The sequence below is a fragment of the Streptosporangium sp. NPDC020145 genome (genome assembly GCF_040631275.1).
Classification (GTDB): domain Bacteria; phylum Actinomycetota; class Actinomycetes; order Streptosporangiales; family Streptosporangiaceae; genus Streptosporangium.
The window spans coordinates 108,153-124,482 of record NZ_JBEXZT010000010.1; the positions used below are offsets into that span (position 1 = coordinate 108,153).

Sequence of the window (16,330 nt, forward strand, 5' to 3'; positions counted from 1 at the left end):
AATAATGTGGCCGCTTCGGCGATTCCCTGGTAACGGGACCTCGCTCTCCTTAAAGATTTCCTGTCCGCGCATTCAACGGTATGACATGTCGCGCCGGATCACCGGGTGCGGCGCGGCCGAAAAATCCTTGATAAGGGGTCAAGAATGTTCCGTACCGCTGACAGTCTTCCCGTCATCGACCGTCCGGACGCCGCCGCGGTGTGCGTGGAGGTGATATCCGTCGGCGGAGCCGATGGACAGGGCGCCGTCGTGGACGCGACGGCCGCCCACCGGCGGTCCCGCCCCTGGCCCGCGGAACTCCTCTCCTTCAGCTGTTACGTGAGCACCGACGGAGACTCCGTGCTCACGTACGCGCAGTGGTCGTCCAGGGAGGCCGCGCTGAACGCCCTGCGGGAGGAGGAGGACGGACCGCAGGAGGGCCCCTACCTGGGCGTCGAGGGGGCTCACTCCCTCGGCGCCGTGCCGTACCGGTTGTACCGGGTCGTGAGAGGTGGGGCGATCACCGAACCCGAACCGGTCCCCGAATGTTTCCCCGCCGCGGTCTTCCCGATGCCCGGCGAGGACGCCGCGTGTCGTTGGATCGACGATCTGCTGGCCTCCGAGGAGGAGGTCGAGGGAGAGGAACGCGCCTATCCCGGTGCGATCGCGGCCAACTTCCATGTGGGTCTGGGCGACGGTGGCGTCTTCGTGCTCTCTGAGTGGGCCTCGGAGAAAGAGGCGGCCGAACACATCGAGGAGGTGATCCAGCCGTTGCTCGACCAGGCGGGCGGTGGCGACGCGGGAGCGCGCTACACGCACGCGCTGACGCTCACGGGCCCGTGACCTGATTGCCGATGGGGTGCCGTGGCGGTCCTTCTTCGTCCAGGAAAGCACGCTGGACGCCGTGGAAACGTCATGAATGCCGGCTGATGAACGGGGGTCATCATGTACTTCGCCATTCTTGGCCCATTGGAGGTGTGTGGAGAGCGGGGGCTCCTTGATCCCATGTCCCCGATGGGCCGCCGAGTGCTCTCGCTGCTGCTCGCCCACGCCGGGCAGACGGTCTCGGTCGAGACCCTGATAGAGGAGCTCTGGGGGGAAAGGCCCCCGAAACTCGCCCGCAAGACCGTACAGACGTACATCTACTCCGTGCGCAAGGCACTGCGGAAGAACATGGAGGGAAAGCCTCCCATAGAGACCGGACAGCATGGTTACCGGATCCGGCCGGAAGAGGACCGGTTCGACCTCTGGTGTTTCCAGAAACTGTGCGAAGCGGGATTCTCCGAGCTGGGCGGGGGAGATGTCGAGGCGGCCTCGGACAGTTATCGAAGGGCGCTCGCGCTGTGGCGTGGGCGGCCCTTCGAGGACGTGGAGACCGGGGTGCTGCTCATGGCCCAGCAGGCCAGGCTGGAAGAGCTGCGGATGCACGCCCTGGAACAGCGGATCGAGGCCGACATGGCACTGGGGCGGCACCGTGAGTTGCTGACCGAGCTGAGCGGCCTGGTGATCAGCCATCCGCTGAACGAGGTGATCTGCGGGCAGCTCATGCGCGCGGCGGCCCATTCCGGACGGCAGCACGTGGCACTCGACGCCTACAGACGGCTGCGGACCACGACGGCGAACGAACTCGGTCTGGAACCCTCCCCACAACTGAGGGATCTGCAACGCCGCATCCTGGAGGGCCAGGTGTCGTTGGAGAGGCCGAGGGTGCGCGTCGTCGGCGGGCCGCCCCAGAAACCTCCGGCGGAGCTGCCGGCCAGGACACCCGGCTTCACCGCGCACAGTCGCGAGGTCGCGGACATCGTACGCGCCGTCCGACCGGCCGCCGCGGCCTCCAGCGGCCCGTCGACGGTGCGCATCGTGCTCGTGGCGGGCGGTGTGGGAGTGGGTAAGACGGTGACGGCGGTCGAGGCGTCCCACTGCCTGCGCCGCCGGTATCCCGACGGCCAGCTCTTCACCACACTGCACCGTCCGGACAGCACCCCGGTGCCCGTCCGGGACGCGCTCACGTCGCTGCTTCTGTCGGCCGGATACCTCGAACGGCACCTGCCCGAGTCGACGGAGGACATGGCGCGGCTCTTCCGCAGCTGGACGTCGGAACGGCGCATGTTGGTGATGCTCGACGACGCCCACTCCTGCGGGCAGGTGCTTCCCCTCATACCGAACAGTCCGGGCTGCGCGGTGATCGTCACCTCACGCTGGCGACTGGAGGGCTTACCCGGCGCCGTCACCCACGTCCCGCTTGAGGGCATGTCCGACCACGAAGGAGTGGTACTTCTCAGCTCCGTCGTCGGTGCCCAACGCGTCGCGCGGGAGCGGGCGGCCGCCATGGAACTGGTACGGCTGTACGAGGGATCGCCGCTGGCCCTGGTCGCACTGGGAGAGCGGCTCAGGGCCCGGCCGCACCTTTTCCTGCACGAGGTGCTCCGCCGGGCGCGCGACCACACCGAGCGGCTGGCGCTGCTCCAGGGGCCGCGGAACGACTGCCTGCGAAGGCTCAGAGAAGCGTATCTGCGGCTCCCCGCCGCGGAGCGGCGCCTGCTGTCCACCCTGTCCCGGCTTCCCGGGCCGGTGCGGGAGGCCGACCTCTGGAACGAGGCGGGACGGCCGGGGCCGTACGCCAGGGAGTTCGGTCGTCTGGTGGAGTCCCTTCTCGCGTCCCACTCGCTGAAGGTGCGCGACCGTCACGACGGTCCGGTGCTGGAGGTTCCCGGGCTGCTGCGGTTGATGCTGTCCACCTGGGCGGACCGGCCATGGAGTGCCTCTGTGGGGGATTTCGCATTCGACGGGGAGGACCGCCTGTCCCTGGTTTCCGCGCAGGCCGCCCGATCACGGTGAGGAGGAGTCGCGGGGACCGCCGCCCACTCCGTCACCCGCCTGGACGGAGCCGCCGCTTTACTTTCTCCTGCGTTTCCGCCCCGTCTTGGAGATGGATTTGTCATCCACCTGGAAAACCGTGCTCGGAGTTTTTCTTTGTTCTTTGCGATGCCAGGTCCGTCTCGACGTAAAATCAGCCGGGAATCACACCATTCGAAAGGACAAATGTGAAAAGAATCGTTGTTCAGGGGGGCAGTGACGGGATGGGGAGGGGAATGGGTGCCGCATTCCTGGAGCGGGGCGACGAGGTCGTCGTCATCGGGCGCGACGAGAGGAAGGGGGAGTCCTTCCTCTCCGCTGCCAGGGAGATCGGCGCGGGCGGGCGAGCCCATTTCGTGCGGGCGGACCTGAGCCTGGTGAGTGAGAACCGCAGGGTGGTCCGCGAGATCGGTGAGAGGCTTCCCGCGGTGGACGTACTCGTCCTGTGCGCACGGCACTTCCTCTCGGAGCGCCGGGAGACGGCCGAGGGGTTCGAGTACACCTTCGCGCTCTTCTACCTGAGCCGGTTCTTGCTCGGCCACGATCTGCGCGGCCTTCTGGAGAAGGGGGAGAGACCGGTCATCATGAACGTCGCGGGACCGGGCTCCCCGATGGGGGAGATCCAGTGGGACGACCTCGGGTTCGAGCGGAACTATGACGGTCTGGCCGCGCAGATGCAGGGCGGAAAGGCGAACGACCTGCTGGGGGTCTCCTTCGCGGAGAGATACGGATCCGGGCCGATCAGATATGTGCTTTTCAACCCCGGCAGCGTGTCGACCGGTTTCTCCGGAGAATATGACGAGATGACGAGGTTCCACGTCGAGGCGATGAAGAGAAGCGCGAAGCCGGTCGAGGCGGGGATAAAGCCGATCATCGCGACCATCGACAATCCTCCGGCCGAACCGCTGAGCGCCTTCGTGGAAGGACGGAGGATGGATCTTGTGGGAGAGTCCTTCGAGCCGCGGCATGCCAGGAGACTCGACGAGGTGACCCGCGAGCTGCTGTCGCGCTGACGGAACGCCGGTCGGGCCGACGCGTCGAGCGACGGACACGCGCGCCGCACCACATGGTTCGTCCCGGGACCAGGCCGGTCCCGGAGGCGGTCCACTGTCTCGGCCCACGTTGGTCGCCCCCCGTGGAAGGCCTCGTCCGCGACGTCGAACCCGACGCCGACGAGGTGGCCCCTCCCGTGACCGGCGTCTCATGGCGGTCTTCCACGGCCGGGCCGATCCTGCGGCCTCCCCGCTCCTCCTGACCACTTCGTGCCGTCACGCGGCCCTGCCACCGGACCGGCCCGGTTACGGCTGTTCGGCCGTGGATCTCCGGACGGCACGAACCTCGGCGGCCAGGCGGGTCCGTGTACGAGCCGCCAAGGATCGAACAGACCGTGAGGACCTGAACGGGTCCACGCCGAGGAAACACGGGTCTTCCTCCTGGGGCCGAGCAGGGGCCGTGGGAGACGTCCTCCCAGGAGTTTGAGGTCGGCCGACGTCACGGGCGCCGTCCCCGGACCGTGAGCTCACGGCCTGACAGGAGGAAGCAAAGATCGCCTCCCGTATTTCTCCCGGAAACAGAAAAAGGACCCGATCCGCTTAACGAACCAGGCCCTTGATCTGGCCAAACACTGTCGGGGTGGCGGGATTTGAACCCACGACCTCTTCGTCCCGAACGAAGCGCGCTGCCAAGCTGCGCTACACCCCGGTGCACGCCGTTTTGCTCGTGCTTCGGAAAGTCTAGCGGACTTCGCGCGTGCTTGCGTCACCTCTGGGGCGGGGCACCAGGGTCAGCAGGCTGGCCTCGGGGAAACAGGAGAAACGCACGGGGGAGAAGGGGCTGGTGCCCAGTCCCGCCGAGACGTGGAGGAAGGCGGACTCGTGCCTGCTCAGCCCCTTGACCCGGGCCCTGTCGATGCCGCAGTTGGTGACCAGGGCGCCGTAGAACGGCACGCAGACCTGGCCGCCGTGGGTGTGGCCTGCGAGCAGCAGCTGGTAGCCGTCGTCGGCGAAGCGGGACATGTTGCGGGGCTCGGGGGAGTGCATCACGCCCAGACGGAGATCGGCCTCCGCCGGGGCGGGTCCGGCGATCTCGTCGTAGCGGTCGAGGTTGATGTGGGAGTCGTTGATGCCGCCGACGGCCACGTCGAGGTCACCGACCTTGAGGCGGGCGGTGGTGTTGTTCATGTTCAGCCAGCCCTCGTCGGACATGGCGGTGCCCAGTTCCTCCCAGGGCAGGGAGGGGATCTTCCTGCCGTGGTCGCCCTTCGAGGTACGCCACAGGTAGCGCATGGGGTTCTTGAAGATCGGCGCGTACATGTCGTTGGAGCCGTAGACGAACAGGCCTGGGCGTGACAGCAGTGGTTCGAGGGCGTGCATGAGAGGGCCGACGGCGTCGGGGTGCGCGATGGAGTCGCCGGTGTTGACCACCAGGTCGGGCTTGAGGGTGCCCAGCGAGCGGACCCAGTTGATGAGCATCCGCCTGCCAGGGGTGAGGTGCAGGTCGGACAGGTGCAGGACACGCACGGGCCGCTGGCCGGGTTCGAGAACGGGCACGTCGAAACGCCGCAGGCGGAAGGTGTTGCGCTCGACGACCGAGGCGTAGGCGAGGCCGGTCAGGCCGAGACCGATCAGGGACAGGGGCACCGCGGCTGCTTTCCTCACCTTCTCATCATGCCCGACGAACGACCCCCCGCAGGAAACCTGCGATACAACGAGGCGGTTAAGACGGCAAGATGGACCGCATGAGCGCATTGAAGGACAAGTTGAAGGCCGACCTCACGGCCTCCATGAAGAGCAGGGATGAGGTCCGCACCCGTACGATCCGCATGGCCCTGGCGGCCGTGAACGTCGAGGAGGTCTCGGGCAAGGCCGCCCGCGAGCTCTCCGACGAGGAGATCGTCAAGGTGCTGACCAAGGAGGCCAAGAAGCGCCGTGAGGCGGCGGAGGCGTTCAGCGGCGCCGGCCGTACCGAGCAGGCCCAGGCCGAGGTGGACGAGCAGGCCGTCCTTGAGGAGTACCTCCCCGCCCAGCTGTCCGACGAGGAGCTCGCGGCGCTGGTCGAGGAGGCCGTCACGGAGAGCGGGGCCTCGGGGCCGCAGGCCATGGGGCAGGTCATGAAGGTCCTGACCCCCAAGGTCGCGGGCCGGGCCGAGGGCGGCAGGGTCGCGCAGGCCGTACGGAGCCGTCTGGCGCGCTGAGAGCACGGGCCGGGAGCACGCGCTGGGAGCGCAGGCTGAGGAGCGCGGGCTGAGAGCACGGGCTGGGACGCGCACTGAGAGCACGCGCTGAGCGTCGGCCCTGTACGGGAGCCGTCCCGGTGGGCGGTGCCCACCCCGTACAGAGCCGTCGGCGGGCCTGGGGGCGTCGGCCAGTACGGAAGCTGTACGGCGGGCTTGGAAGTCCACGACATGGCCGGAGCCCCTCCCCGATCGGGGAGGGGCTCCGGCCATGTGCGGGCCGCTCAGCGGCCGATGGGACGGTTGGAGTCGCCCTTCTTGTTCTTGCCCCGGCCGCCGAACCAGCCGCCGTTGCCGTCGTTCTCGATGGTGCCGTTGTCGTCGGGGCGGTCGCCGCCGCCACGGCCCCGGTCGGGGCCGCCGTCACCGGGCTTGTCCGGCTTCGGCGGCGGCTTGGGGGCGCACCTGGTGCAACCGCCGAAGCGGTCCTTGTCCACCGCGGTGAAGGGTGTCGGGTCGACGCCCTTCAGCGCGTCGATCATGGAGTACTTCCAGATCCGTCCCGAGATCGTGGCGCCGTACACGTAGGGGTAGTAGGTGCCGCCGATGGTCACCCCGGTCAGGTCGTGCTGGAAGGCGCCGCGCGGGTCGCCGAGGCTGACGGAGGAGGCGAGGTCGGGGGTGAACCCGGCGAACCAGGCGGCGGTGTAGCCGTCGGTGGTGCCGGTCTTGCCGGCCGCGGGACGACCGATGCCGCCGTACTGGCTCATCGTGCCCTTGGTGAACACCCCGGACATGATGTGCGCGGCGGCGTCGGCGACCTTCTCGTCCAGGACCTGCTGGCACTTCGGCTTGTACTGCGTGGCCTTGTTGTTGCGGTCACGGATCTCGGTGATGGCCATCGGCTTGCAGTAGGCGCCGCGCGCGGCGATGCCCGCGTAGGCCGCGGCGACCGTCACCGGGTCCATCTCGTTGACGCCGAGGGTGAAGGTCTCGACCTCCTTGAGCTTGTCTCCGTCGGCCCGCTTGATGCCGAGGCTCTTGGCGGTCTTGACCACGTCGCAGAGGCCGACCTCCTCCTCAAGGCGCATGAAGAAGGTGTTGACCGAGTTCCGGGTGCCGGTGAGCAGCGTGTTGAAGCCGCCCTCGCCCTCGCTGGAGTTCTGCACGGTGTGGCTGGGGATGCCGACCGGGTTGCCCTTGCAGTCGCGGAAGGAGCCATAGCTTGAGGCGCTGTAACCGGCGCCGGTGCTGAAACCGTCGTTGATCTTGAAGCCCTTGTTCAGCGCCGTGAGCAGGGTGAAGACCTTGAACGTCGAACCCGCCTGGAACCCGGTGCCGCCACCGTGCTGGCTGTCGCCCGCCAGGTTGTAGCTCATCTGGTTCTTCTTCTTGTTGCGCCCGAAGTCGCGGCTGGCGGCCATCGCCTTGATGGCGCCGGTGCCGGGCACGACCATCGCCTGCGCGGCGACCGGCTTGTCGCTGGCCTTGACGAACTTCCTGATGGCCTTCTCGGACGCGGACTGCATCTTCGGGTCGAGTGTCGTCTTGATCGTCAGACCGCCCCGCTGGAGCAGCCTCTTGCGCTCCTCGGGGGTCTTGCCGAAGGACTCGTCGTTGAGCAGCTCGTTCTGGGCGTAGAGGCAGAAGTAGGGGTAGGAGCTCACGTCGCAGCCGCCGGGGACCGGGGTGTCCTTGAAACCCAGCTTCTTGGCCTTGGCCTCCGCGGCCTCCTGCGTCGTGATCTTGCCGAGCTCGGCCATCCGGTTCAGGACGATGTTGCGCCGTTCGAGCAGCCGCTCACGGCTCGCCTTGCCCACGTTCGGGTCGGTCCTGTTGGGGTTCTGCACGGCTCCGGCCAGCGTCGCCGCCTCGACGAGGTTCAGCTTGGAGGCGTCCTTGCCGAAGAAGCGCTTGGCCGCGGCCTGGATGCCGTGGGCTCCGGCACCGAAGTAGGCGATGTTGAGGTAGCGCTCAAGGATCTCCGACTTGGTGTACTTCTCCTCGATGGCCAGCGCGTAGCGAAGCTCGTTCAGCTTGCGTTCGAGGGTCTGCTCGATCGCGGCGTTCTGCTCCTCGGGAGTCTCGGCCGCGTTGAGCAGCACGAGCTTGACGTACTGCTGGGTGATCGAGGAACCACCCTGGACGCTGCCCCCGCTGAAGTTCTTCATGGCCGCGCGAAGTGTGCCCTCGGGGTCGATCGCGCCGTGCTCGTAGAACCGGAAGTCCTCGATCGCGACGATCGCGGTCTTCATGATGTCGGAGACCTCGTCGAGCTTCACCGACTCGCGGTTCTCGTAGTAGAACTGGGCGAACTGCTTGCCGTTCGCGTCGAGCAGGGTGGTCTTCTCCGCGAGCGGAGGTTCCTTCAGCTCCTCGGGGAGCAGGTGCAACTCCTCCGTGGCCGACTTGACCGTCAGCCCCGCCCCGCCGACCGCGGGGAACGCCACGGCGGCGACCAGCACGCCAGTGACGGTGGCCGCGGCGAGCAACCGCACCACGTTGCCCATGCCACGGAGCACTGACCTGTGAGCTTTGCCTTGAGCTTGCACGACACCAAGGGTACGTCGGACGGATAGCCCAAACGGTAACGGAACACCACTTCGCTGTGCCTCACTCCCGTATCGGACGCAGGTGACTAGTCATTACCGGCCAGATGGCCGCCGATGACCATGCGGGAAATTGGTCCCGCCGGGGTCTGTCGGCCTGAACGTCTGATTGCGTACGTTCTCCTTCTGCGGCAACTGAATACGGAGGCTCGACGCCCGCGCCCGTCGGCCCCAAGTCACGACTGACCACCTAAGGGGAGTGGGGTCGAATGTGGATCACGGATTGGACCTCCCGTGCGGCCTGTAAGGGTGCGGATCCTGACGCGCTTTTCGTTCAGGGCGCTGCCCAGAACCGGGCGAAGCTGATCTGCCGGGGATGCCCGGTCCGGACCGAGTGCCTCGCCGATGCGCTGGACAATCGCATCGAGTTCGGGGTGTGGGGCGGGATGACCGAGCGCGAACGCCGGGCGTTGCTACGCCGGCGACCGGACGTCGACTCCTGGCGTGACCTGCTGGAGTTGGCCAAGGAGGAGTACGAGCGGACGAACGAGCTGATCGCCGGCTGAGTTCGCGCAGATCCCGTACGGCTGGCGCACCGCGCCGGCCGTACCCGCGCGTCCGCGGGACGTCGGTTCCCGGAGACGGGATGCCAGGTTCCCGAAGACCGCGGGGTGTCAGGCTCTCGGAGGCCCGAAAGAGGCCTCCGAGAGCCTGAGAACCCTCGCTACTGGGCCGTCAGCAGTTCACCGACCCTGCGCAGGCCCGCCAGGTCGTGCACGTCCTGCGACATCGCCGGGACCCGGGCCACGGGCACCGTGGGATGCGCCGACAGGAAGTGCTCCTGTTCACGGTCCTCACGCGCGGCCAGTTGCATCCGGCCCGCGTGCAGGCGCAGGACGGCGGCGGTGAGGTCGTGTTCGCCCCGCGTCTCCAGATCCTCGGCCGCGGCGGTGCTGCGCGCGGCCGACAGCACGGCGGCGGGCGCCCGGTGCACCCGGTTCACCACCAGCCCGGCCAGCGGCATGCGCTCCTCGGCCAGCCGTTCCACGAAGTAGGAGGCCTCCCGCATGGCGTCGCGCTCCGGCGCGGCCACCACGACGAAGGCCGTCCCCGGGGCCTGCAGGAGCTTGTAGGTCTGCTCGGCCCTGGCCCTGAAGCCGCCGAAGACGGCGTCGAGGGCCGAGACGAACGTCTGCAGGTCCTTGAGCACCTGCGCGCCAAGCAGCTTGGTCAGGGCGCCCGCCACGATGCCGAACCCGGCGTTGAGCAGCTTGAACGCGCTGCGCCCGCCCGCCTTCGCGGGAGCCATGAGCAGCCTGATGAGCCTGCCGTCGAGGAAACGGCCGAGCCGTTCCGGGGCGTCGAGGAAGTCGAGCGCCGAGCGCGACGGCGGGGTGTCGACGATGATCAGGTCCCAGTCGCCGGAGCGGCGGAGCTGCCCGAGCTTCTCCATCGCCATGTACTCCTGGGTGCCGGAGAAACTCGACGAGAGAGACTGGTAGAAGGGGTTCGTCAGGATCTGCCGGGCCCGTTCCGGGTCGGCGTGCGCCTCGATGATCTCGTCGAAGGTGCGCTTCATGTCGAGCATCATGGCGTGCAGCCTGCCCTCGCCCTTCACCCCGGCGACGGGCCGCGGGGTGTTGTCGAGCTCGGTCAGGCCCATGGACTGGGCCAGCCGCCTGGCGGGGTCGACGGTGAGCACGACGGCGGATCGGCCGCGTTCGGCGGCGCGCAGCCCGAGCGCCGCGGCCGTCGTGGTCTTGCCGACGCCGCCGGAGCCGCAGCAGACCACGATCCTGGTGCCCGGGTCGTCGATGATCGCGTCGAGGTCGAGGACCGGGACCGCCCTGAGCCTGCCGGACCGCTCGTTCATGCCGCTCCCTGCGCGTGGATCGACTCGGCCAGTTCGTAGAGTCCCGCCAGGTCGACCCCGTCGGACAGCAGCGGCAGCTCGTAGCGGGGCCTGCCCGAGGTGTCCAGCGAGCGCCGTTCACGGCGTTCGAGCCTGGTGCGGTGGGCGTGCTCGGCGATCTCCTCGGCCAGGGCGTCGGCCACCGCGGCGGCGTCCGCGCCGCCCTCGGCGAGCCCGGCGGCCTTCAGCCCGAGCGCCAGTTCGGCCGGGTCGAAGCGGCCCTTGGCCGCGGCGTCGAGGACCGAGGCGGGCAGCAGCGACTCCCTGACCATGTTCGTGAAGATCCCTCCGGGCGGCAGGCCCGCCTCCCGCAGCTCGTCGAGCCCGTCCAGGGTCTCCTGGACCGGCATCTCCTCAAGAAGTGTGACGAAGTGCACCGCGGTCTCCGGCGAGGAGACGACGCCGTTGACCAGGTCGGCGTGGTTCTTGATCGGACCGACCCTCGCGAGCCCGGCGACCTCGCTGGTGACGTTGAGGAAGCGGGCGACCCGCCCCGTCGGCGGGGCGTCGAGCACGACGGCGTCGTAGATCCGCCTGCCGTCCTTGCCCTTGCGCCGTACGGCCTCGGTGGTCTTGCCGGTGACCAGGACGTCGCGGAAACCGGGGGCGATGGTGGTCGCGAAGTCGACGACGCCCATCTTGGTGAGAGCCTTGCCCGCCCTGCGCATCCCGTAGAACATCTCCAGGTAGTCGAGCATGGCCTCCTCGGGGTCGATGGCCAGCGCGTGCACGTCACCGCCTCCCGGCGCGACGGCGATCTTCCGCTCCTCGTACGGCAGCGGCGGCAGGTCGAAGACCTGTGCGATTCCCTGACGGCCCTCGACCTCGACCAGCAGGACCCTGCGCCCGCCCGAGGCGAGCGCGAGGGCGAGGGCGGCGGCGACGGTGGTCTTGCCGGTCCCGCCCTTACCGGTGACGACATGGAGGCGTACGCCGTCCCAGTCGGTGTCACGAGCTCTCACGCTTCGAAGGCTACCCAACGGCCCCCTGCCGATTCGCCCGGACCGTCCACCCACGAATATGCCGATTCTCACTGGCGATCCATCCGAAAAGGGACACGGACGTGGTGGGAGCCGGTGGACGGCCGTCCACCGGGGCGGCTGTCGCTAATGTGTCCCCCATGACGCAATGGGAGTACTCGACGGTGCCGCTGCTGGTGCACGCGACCAAGCAGATCCTCGACAACTGGGGCCAGGACGGCTGGGAGCTCGTCCAGGTCGTGCCGGGGCCCAACCCCGAGCAGCTTGTCGCCTACCTGAAGCGGCCGAAGCAGTGACGCCGGAGGAGCGGCTGAGCGAGCTCGGCCTGACGCTGCCCAAGGTCGTCGCGCCGCTGGCGGCCTACGTCCCCGCGGTCCGCTCGGGAAACCACGTCTACACCTCGGGCCAGCTCCCGGTGGTGGACGGCAAGCTTCTGGCGACCGGCAAGGTCGGCGCCGAGGTGAGCCCGGAGGACGCCTACCAGCTCGCCAGGACCTGCGCGCTCAACGCCCTGGCCGCTGTCGGGTCGGTGGTCGGCGACCTGTCGAACATCGTCAGGATCGTCAAGGTCGTCGGCTTCGTGGCCAGCGACCCGGCCTTCTCCGGCCAGCCGCAGGTGGTCAACGGCGCCAGTGAGCTGCTCGCCGAGATCCTCGGGGACGCGGGCAAGCACGCCCGCAGCGCGGTCGGCGTCGCCGTACTGCCGCTGGACGCCCCGGTCGAGGTCGAACTGGTCGCCGAGGTCGTCTGACCGGGTGACGGGGCGGAAGCCGTACCGGATGACAGGGCCGAAACCGGAGGGATCTGATGGGCGGGATTCCGCTCCGCGGTGAGCTGGGCGAGCGGGCACGGGACATCCTGGCCGGGCGGGCCGAGCCCGTCCCGGCCCGGGACGCCGCGACCGTGGTCCTCCTGCGTGAGGACCCACGCCAGGGGGTCGAGGTCTACCTGCTGAGACGTACGGCGAGCATGGCCTTCGCCGCGGGCGCCTGCGTCTTCCCCGGCGGTTCCGTCGATCCCCGGGACGCCGACCAGGCGCTCGCCTGGGCCGGTCCGCCGCCCGCCGAGTGGGCGCGGGCCTTCCGCACGTCGGAGGGCACCGCGCGCGGCCTGGTGTGCGCGGCGGTCAGGGAGACGTTCGAGGAGTCGGGCGTGCTGCTCGCCGGTCCCTCGGCGCGGGAGGTGGTGGCCGACACCACCGGGGACGACTGGGAGGCCGACCGGCTCGCCCTGATCGACAGGAGTCTGTCCTTCACCGACTTCCTGGCCAAGCGGTCCCTGGTGCTGCGCGCCGACCTGCTGCGCCCCTGGGGGCACTGGATCACCCCCGTGGCCGAGCCGAGGCGCTTCGACACCCGCTTCTTCGTCGCCGCGCTCCCGCCGGGCCAGCGCACCCGCGACGTCGGCGGCGAGGCCGACAAGGTCATCTGGGTACGGCCGGCCGACGCGCTGGACCAGGCGCGGCGGGGGCTGATCAGGCTGATGCCCCCGACCTACCGCACGCTGCGGGAGGTCTCCGCGCACCCGGCCGTGGCCGGCGTCCTGGCGGCCGAACGTGAGATCGTGAGCTACATGCCCGGTATCGCCGAGGTCGACGGGGAGATGCGGATCGTGCTCGACGACGACTACGGACCCGGTGTGGGATGAGCGGGCTGCGGATCCCCCTGGACGGCCCCGACGGGTCGGGAACCGCCAACGCGTTCGCGATCCTGGCCCCCAACCCCTCCGCGATGACCCTGGAGGGCACCAACACCTGGGTGGTCGGCGTCGGGGAGGAGGCACTCGTCGTCGATCCCGGCCCCGAGGACGAGGCCCATCTGCGGCGGGTCGCCGCCCACCTCGGGGAGCGCCGGGTGCGGGCGGTCCTGCTGACCCACGGTCACGACGACCACAGCGGCGGTGCCAGGAGGTTCGCCGAGCTGGTCGGAGCCCCGGTCAGGGCCCTCGACCCCCGGCACCGTCTCGGCACGGAGGGGCTCGGCGACGGAGACGTGATCACGGTCGGCGACCTCGAACTGCACGTCGTCGGCACTCCGGGCCACTCGTTCGACTCGCTGTGCTTCTGGTTGCCGCAGGACGGGGCCGTGCTCACCGGGGACACCGTGCTGGGCAGGGGGACGACCGTGATCGCCCCGGACGGGGACCTCGGAGACTATCTGCGCTCCCTCGACCGTCTGCGGGCGACGGTCGAGAAGGTCGGGGCGCGGGCGCTGCTGCCGGGACACGGCCCGGTGCTGCCCGACCCGGTCGGCGCGCTCGACGGCTACGTCGCGCACCGCAGGCGGCGGCTCGACCAGATCAGGCGGGCCAGGCGGCAGGGGGCGACGACGGCGAGGGAGATCGTCGAGGTCGTCTACGCGGAGGTCGACAGGTCGCTGTGGCCGGCCGCGGAGATGTCGGTCCGCGCCCAGCTCTCCTATCTGGACGGCCTCGGCGAGTGAGGGTCAGCGCGAGCGGTTGTGCAGGCGCTCCAGGTCCATGATGACCACGGCCTTGGCCTCGATGCGCAGCCAGCCGCGCTGGGCGAAGTCGGCCAGTGCCTTGTTCACGGTCTCGCGGGAGGCGCCGACCAGCTGGGCCAGCTCCTCCTGGGTGAGGTCGTGGTGGACCCGGACACCGTCGTCGATCCGCTGCCCGAAGCGCTCGGCCAGGTCGAGCAGGGCCTTGGCGACCCGGCCGGGGACGTCGGTGAAGACCAGGTCGGCCAGCACGTCGTTGGTACGGCGCAGCCGCTGGGCCAGGGCGCGCAGCAGGTGCAGGGCGACCTCGGGACGGCCGGTCAGCCACGGGCGCAGGTCGTCGTGGCCCAGACCGGCGAGGCGGACGTCGGTCAGCGCCGTCGCCGAGGCCGTACGGGGACGGGGGTCGAACAGCGAGAGCTCGCCGAACATCTCACCGGGGCCGAGCACGCTGAGCAGGTTCTCCCGCCCGTCGGGGGCGGTCCTGGACAGCTTGATCTTGCCTTCGAGGACCACGTAGAGGCGGTCTCCGGTCTCGTTCTCGCTGAAGAGGGTCTGTCCCTTGGACAGCTCGACCTCCGAGACACTCGTACGCAGCGCGGCGGCGCCCTCACGGTCGAGCGCCGAGAACAGAGGCGCCTTGGCCAGCACGTCGTCGGTGTTCACAGTGCCTCCTGTTTCACGGCTCACGCAGTTATTGTGACCTATCACACCGAGTCGTTCTCAAGGGGCCCGGCGTGAAGGCCGCCGGGACTCCACGGCGGTGGTTCCGCTGGGTTGGACCCGGCTCGCGGTGGTCCGCCGTGTTCGACGGCTGGATCACGCTCATCCGGAAATCTACCCATATAGATGGGCGAACCCGACGTCGGTCCCTCCTCCCGCGTCCCCGACCGTCTCTCAGACCCCGCACCCGCGGGCACGGGGTCCCCAGCAGAGGCGTTGTCAGTCGTCGGCCGCGCCGCGCAGCTCCCACGCGCCGCGTCTGCGCAGGACCAGCAGGTAGTAGGCGGCGAAGACGATCCCGATGCCGACGGTGATGAGGAGGCTCGGCCGCCCGACCTCGGGGTCGAGGAGGTTGCGGTAGGCGACGTACCCGATGGCCAGCAGGGCGAGCACCGGCGCCACCGGGAACCACGGCATCCGGTAGGCGGCGTGCGAGGTCGAGCCGTTGCGGCGCCCGGTGAGGGTCGCGACGCACAGCGCCGCGTAGATCGCGATGATCGTGGTCGCGGTCACGACCAGCAGGAACCGTTCGTCGGCGTAGCAGAACCCGGCGCCGATGAGCCCGGCCCCGATGGTGGCGATCCACGGGCTGCCGAAGCGGGGGTGGATCGAGGCCAGCGCCCTGCTGACCGGGGACGGCCAGGTGGTGTCGCGGCCGGTGCTGAAGATCATGCGGGCGGTGACGAGGATGATCGCCAGGACCGCGTTGAAGATGGCCAGGGCGACGGCGAGGCTGAGGACGTTGTTCAGCGTCGTCCCGGCGCGTGCGGTGATGAAGTACTCCATCATGTTGTCCGCGCCGAAGAGACCGGGGAGCGAGGGCGCGCCCATGAGCACCGCGGTCACCGGGATCAGCTCGGCGGCGACGGTGATGCCCAGGGCCCACAGGACGGTTTTGGCGATGCCCCGGTGGGCGTCCTGGGTCTCCTCGCCCAGATAGACGGCGGCGCCGTAGCCGTTGTAGGCGAACAGGGCCACGGCGGTGGCGGCGCCGATCACCCCGGCCGAGGCCGCGACGACCGTGCCGTCCTGGCCCGCGGCCACCGGGTGCAGCACCAGGTCGGCCAGGGAGCGCTCGGGGTTGAGGAAGCCCAGCGCGCTCACCACGACCAGGGCGAGCATCTCGATGGCCAGGAAGACACCGGTCACCCAGGCGTTGAGCTTGATGTCGAACACGGCGAGCACGGTGGCGACGACCGTGGTCACGGCCGCGACGGTCGGGGCGTGCAGGCCGGGGAAGATGACCGCCAGGTAGGTGCCGACGCCGAGCGCGATCACCGCGATGATCAGCAACTGGGTGACCATGAACAGGCCGAGCACCACGAAACCGGGCAGCCGCCCGAAGGTACGGGCCACGATCGCGTACTCGCCGCCGCTGAGCGGGTAGGCCGAGCCGAGTTCGGCGTAGACGAAGGCCATGAAGATCCCCACGACACCCGCGACCAGGAAGGCCGTGAAGGCTCCCGAGCCCGCCTGGCCGATGACACCCGGGGCGATGATGAACACCGAGGACGCCGGCGAGATCGCCGACAGGGTGATGAACAGGGTGCCCAGCAGTTTCAGGCCCCGGTGCAGGTGGGGGTGGGAGCCGGTCGGGGCGGGTGGCGGTGTGGGGGTGGACGGGCTCGTGTCGTGGGGGGTCACGGCGCCTCCTCAGGCGTGGTTCTTTGAACATGCATCAAAGAACTCTGTGAGATGTA

Annotated in this window: 15 protein-coding genes and 1 tRNA gene; 9 read left to right on the forward strand and 7 right to left on the reverse strand. The window is 69.3% G+C overall.

What is annotated here, in order from left to right:
• Positions 1-144 precede the first annotated feature (144 nt).
• From ABZ463_RS20285 to ABZ463_RS20295, 3 genes are all read left to right on the forward strand, one after another.
• A complete protein-coding gene (locus ABZ463_RS20285) occupies positions 145-822 on the forward strand; it encodes a hypothetical protein (protein WP_362777893.1) in 678 nt (225 codons plus the stop codon).
• Positions 823-993: 171 nt separating this feature from the next.
• Positions 994-2,817 (forward strand): BTAD domain-containing putative transcriptional regulator, encoded by a 1,824-nt coding sequence (locus ABZ463_RS20290; protein ID WP_362777896.1) that lies wholly within the window; start codon positions 994-996, stop codon positions 2,815-2,817.
• A 206-nt stretch (positions 2,818-3,023) separates the two neighbouring features.
• The gene (locus ABZ463_RS20295; RefSeq protein WP_362777898.1) at positions 3,024-3,848 is read left to right on the forward strand and encodes an SDR family NAD(P)-dependent oxidoreductase; all 825 of its coding nucleotides are present in this window, start codon (positions 3,024-3,026) and stop codon (positions 3,846-3,848) included.
• Between the two features lie 614 nt (positions 3,849-4,462).
• Here the strand turns inward: ABZ463_RS20295 and ABZ463_RS20300 are convergent.
• Both ABZ463_RS20300 and ABZ463_RS20305 read right to left on the reverse strand, forming a co-directional pair.
• Positions 4,463-4,536 (reverse strand) — tRNA-Pro (locus ABZ463_RS20300).
• Positions 4,537-4,568: 32 nt separating this feature from the next.
• On the reverse strand, positions 4,569-5,492 hold the full coding sequence (locus ABZ463_RS20305; RefSeq protein ID WP_362777900.1) for a metallophosphoesterase: 924 nt from the start codon (positions 5,490-5,492) through the stop codon (positions 4,569-4,571).
• Positions 5,493-5,572: 80 nt separating this feature from the next.
• Between ABZ463_RS20305 and ABZ463_RS20310 the strand changes: the two genes are divergently transcribed.
• On the forward strand, positions 5,573-6,028 hold the full coding sequence (locus ABZ463_RS20310; RefSeq protein WP_352011023.1) for a GatB/YqeY domain-containing protein: 456 nt from the start codon (positions 5,573-5,575) through the stop codon (positions 6,026-6,028).
• A 263-nt stretch (positions 6,029-6,291) separates the two neighbouring features.
• On the opposite strand, the gene ABZ463_RS20315 is transcribed toward ABZ463_RS20310, so the two are convergent.
• Positions 6,292-8,517 carry a transglycosylase domain-containing protein gene (locus ABZ463_RS20315; RefSeq protein ID WP_362777903.1) on the reverse strand — a complete coding sequence of 742 codons (2,226 nt, stop codon included), beginning with the start codon at positions 8,515-8,517 and terminating at the stop codon, positions 6,292-6,294.
• 308 nt (positions 8,518-8,825) lie between these two features.
• On the opposite strand from ABZ463_RS20315, the gene ABZ463_RS20320 reads away from it, so the two are divergent.
• A complete protein-coding gene (locus ABZ463_RS20320) occupies positions 8,826-9,122 on the forward strand; it encodes a WhiB family transcriptional regulator (RefSeq protein ID WP_012887233.1) in 297 nt (98 codons plus the stop codon).
• A 158-nt stretch (positions 9,123-9,280) separates the two neighbouring features.
• Here ABZ463_RS20320 and ABZ463_RS20325 read toward each other — a convergent pair whose 3' ends face one another.
• The gene (locus ABZ463_RS20325) at positions 9,281-10,429 is read right to left on the reverse strand and encodes an ArsA family ATPase (protein ID WP_352011021.1); all 1,149 of its coding nucleotides are present in this window, start codon (positions 10,427-10,429) and stop codon (positions 9,281-9,283) included.
• Positions 10,426-11,430 (reverse strand): ArsA-related P-loop ATPase, encoded by a 1,005-nt coding sequence (locus ABZ463_RS20330; protein WP_362777905.1) that lies wholly within the window; start codon positions 11,428-11,430, stop codon positions 10,426-10,428. Before ABZ463_RS20330 ends, ABZ463_RS20325 begins: the two co-directional genes overlap by 4 nt.
• A 158-nt stretch (positions 11,431-11,588) precedes the next feature.
• Here ABZ463_RS20330 and ABZ463_RS20335 point away from each other — a divergent pair, with 158 nt between their 5' ends.
• The 4 genes from ABZ463_RS20335 to ABZ463_RS20350 are packed head-to-tail and all read left to right on the forward strand — an operon-like array spanning position 11,589 to position 13,889.
• Entirely contained in the window at positions 11,589-11,744 is a 156-nt protein-coding gene (locus ABZ463_RS20335) for a DUF4177 domain-containing protein (protein WP_221460272.1), read from the forward strand.
• Complete coding sequence (locus tag ABZ463_RS20340) at positions 11,741-12,199, forward strand: RidA family protein (protein WP_362777909.1); 459 nt, start codon at positions 11,741-11,743, stop codon at positions 12,197-12,199. The genes ABZ463_RS20335 and ABZ463_RS20340 overlap by 4 nt, the downstream gene beginning before the upstream one ends.
• Before the next feature lie 56 nt (positions 12,200-12,255).
• Positions 12,256-13,095, forward strand: a complete 840-nt coding sequence (locus ABZ463_RS20345) for an NUDIX hydrolase (protein ID WP_362777912.1) — start codon at positions 12,256-12,258, stop codon at positions 13,093-13,095.
• A complete protein-coding gene (locus tag ABZ463_RS20350; RefSeq protein ID WP_352011017.1) occupies positions 13,092-13,889 on the forward strand; it encodes an MBL fold metallo-hydrolase in 798 nt (265 codons plus the stop codon). Before ABZ463_RS20345 ends, ABZ463_RS20350 begins: the two co-directional genes overlap by 4 nt.
• Positions 13,890-13,892: 3 nt before the next feature.
• Here the strand turns inward: ABZ463_RS20350 and ABZ463_RS20355 are convergent, their stop codons facing one another.
• Positions 13,893-14,573: a Crp/Fnr family transcriptional regulator gene (locus tag ABZ463_RS20355; RefSeq protein WP_086567499.1), complete on the reverse strand. Its 681-nt coding sequence runs from the start codon at positions 14,571-14,573 to the stop codon at positions 13,893-13,895.
• A 276-nt stretch (positions 14,574-14,849) separates the two neighbouring features.
• Entirely contained in the window at positions 14,850-16,274 is a 1,425-nt protein-coding gene (locus ABZ463_RS20360) for an APC family permease (RefSeq protein WP_352011016.1), read from the reverse strand.
• Positions 16,275-16,330: the final 56 nt, after the last annotated feature.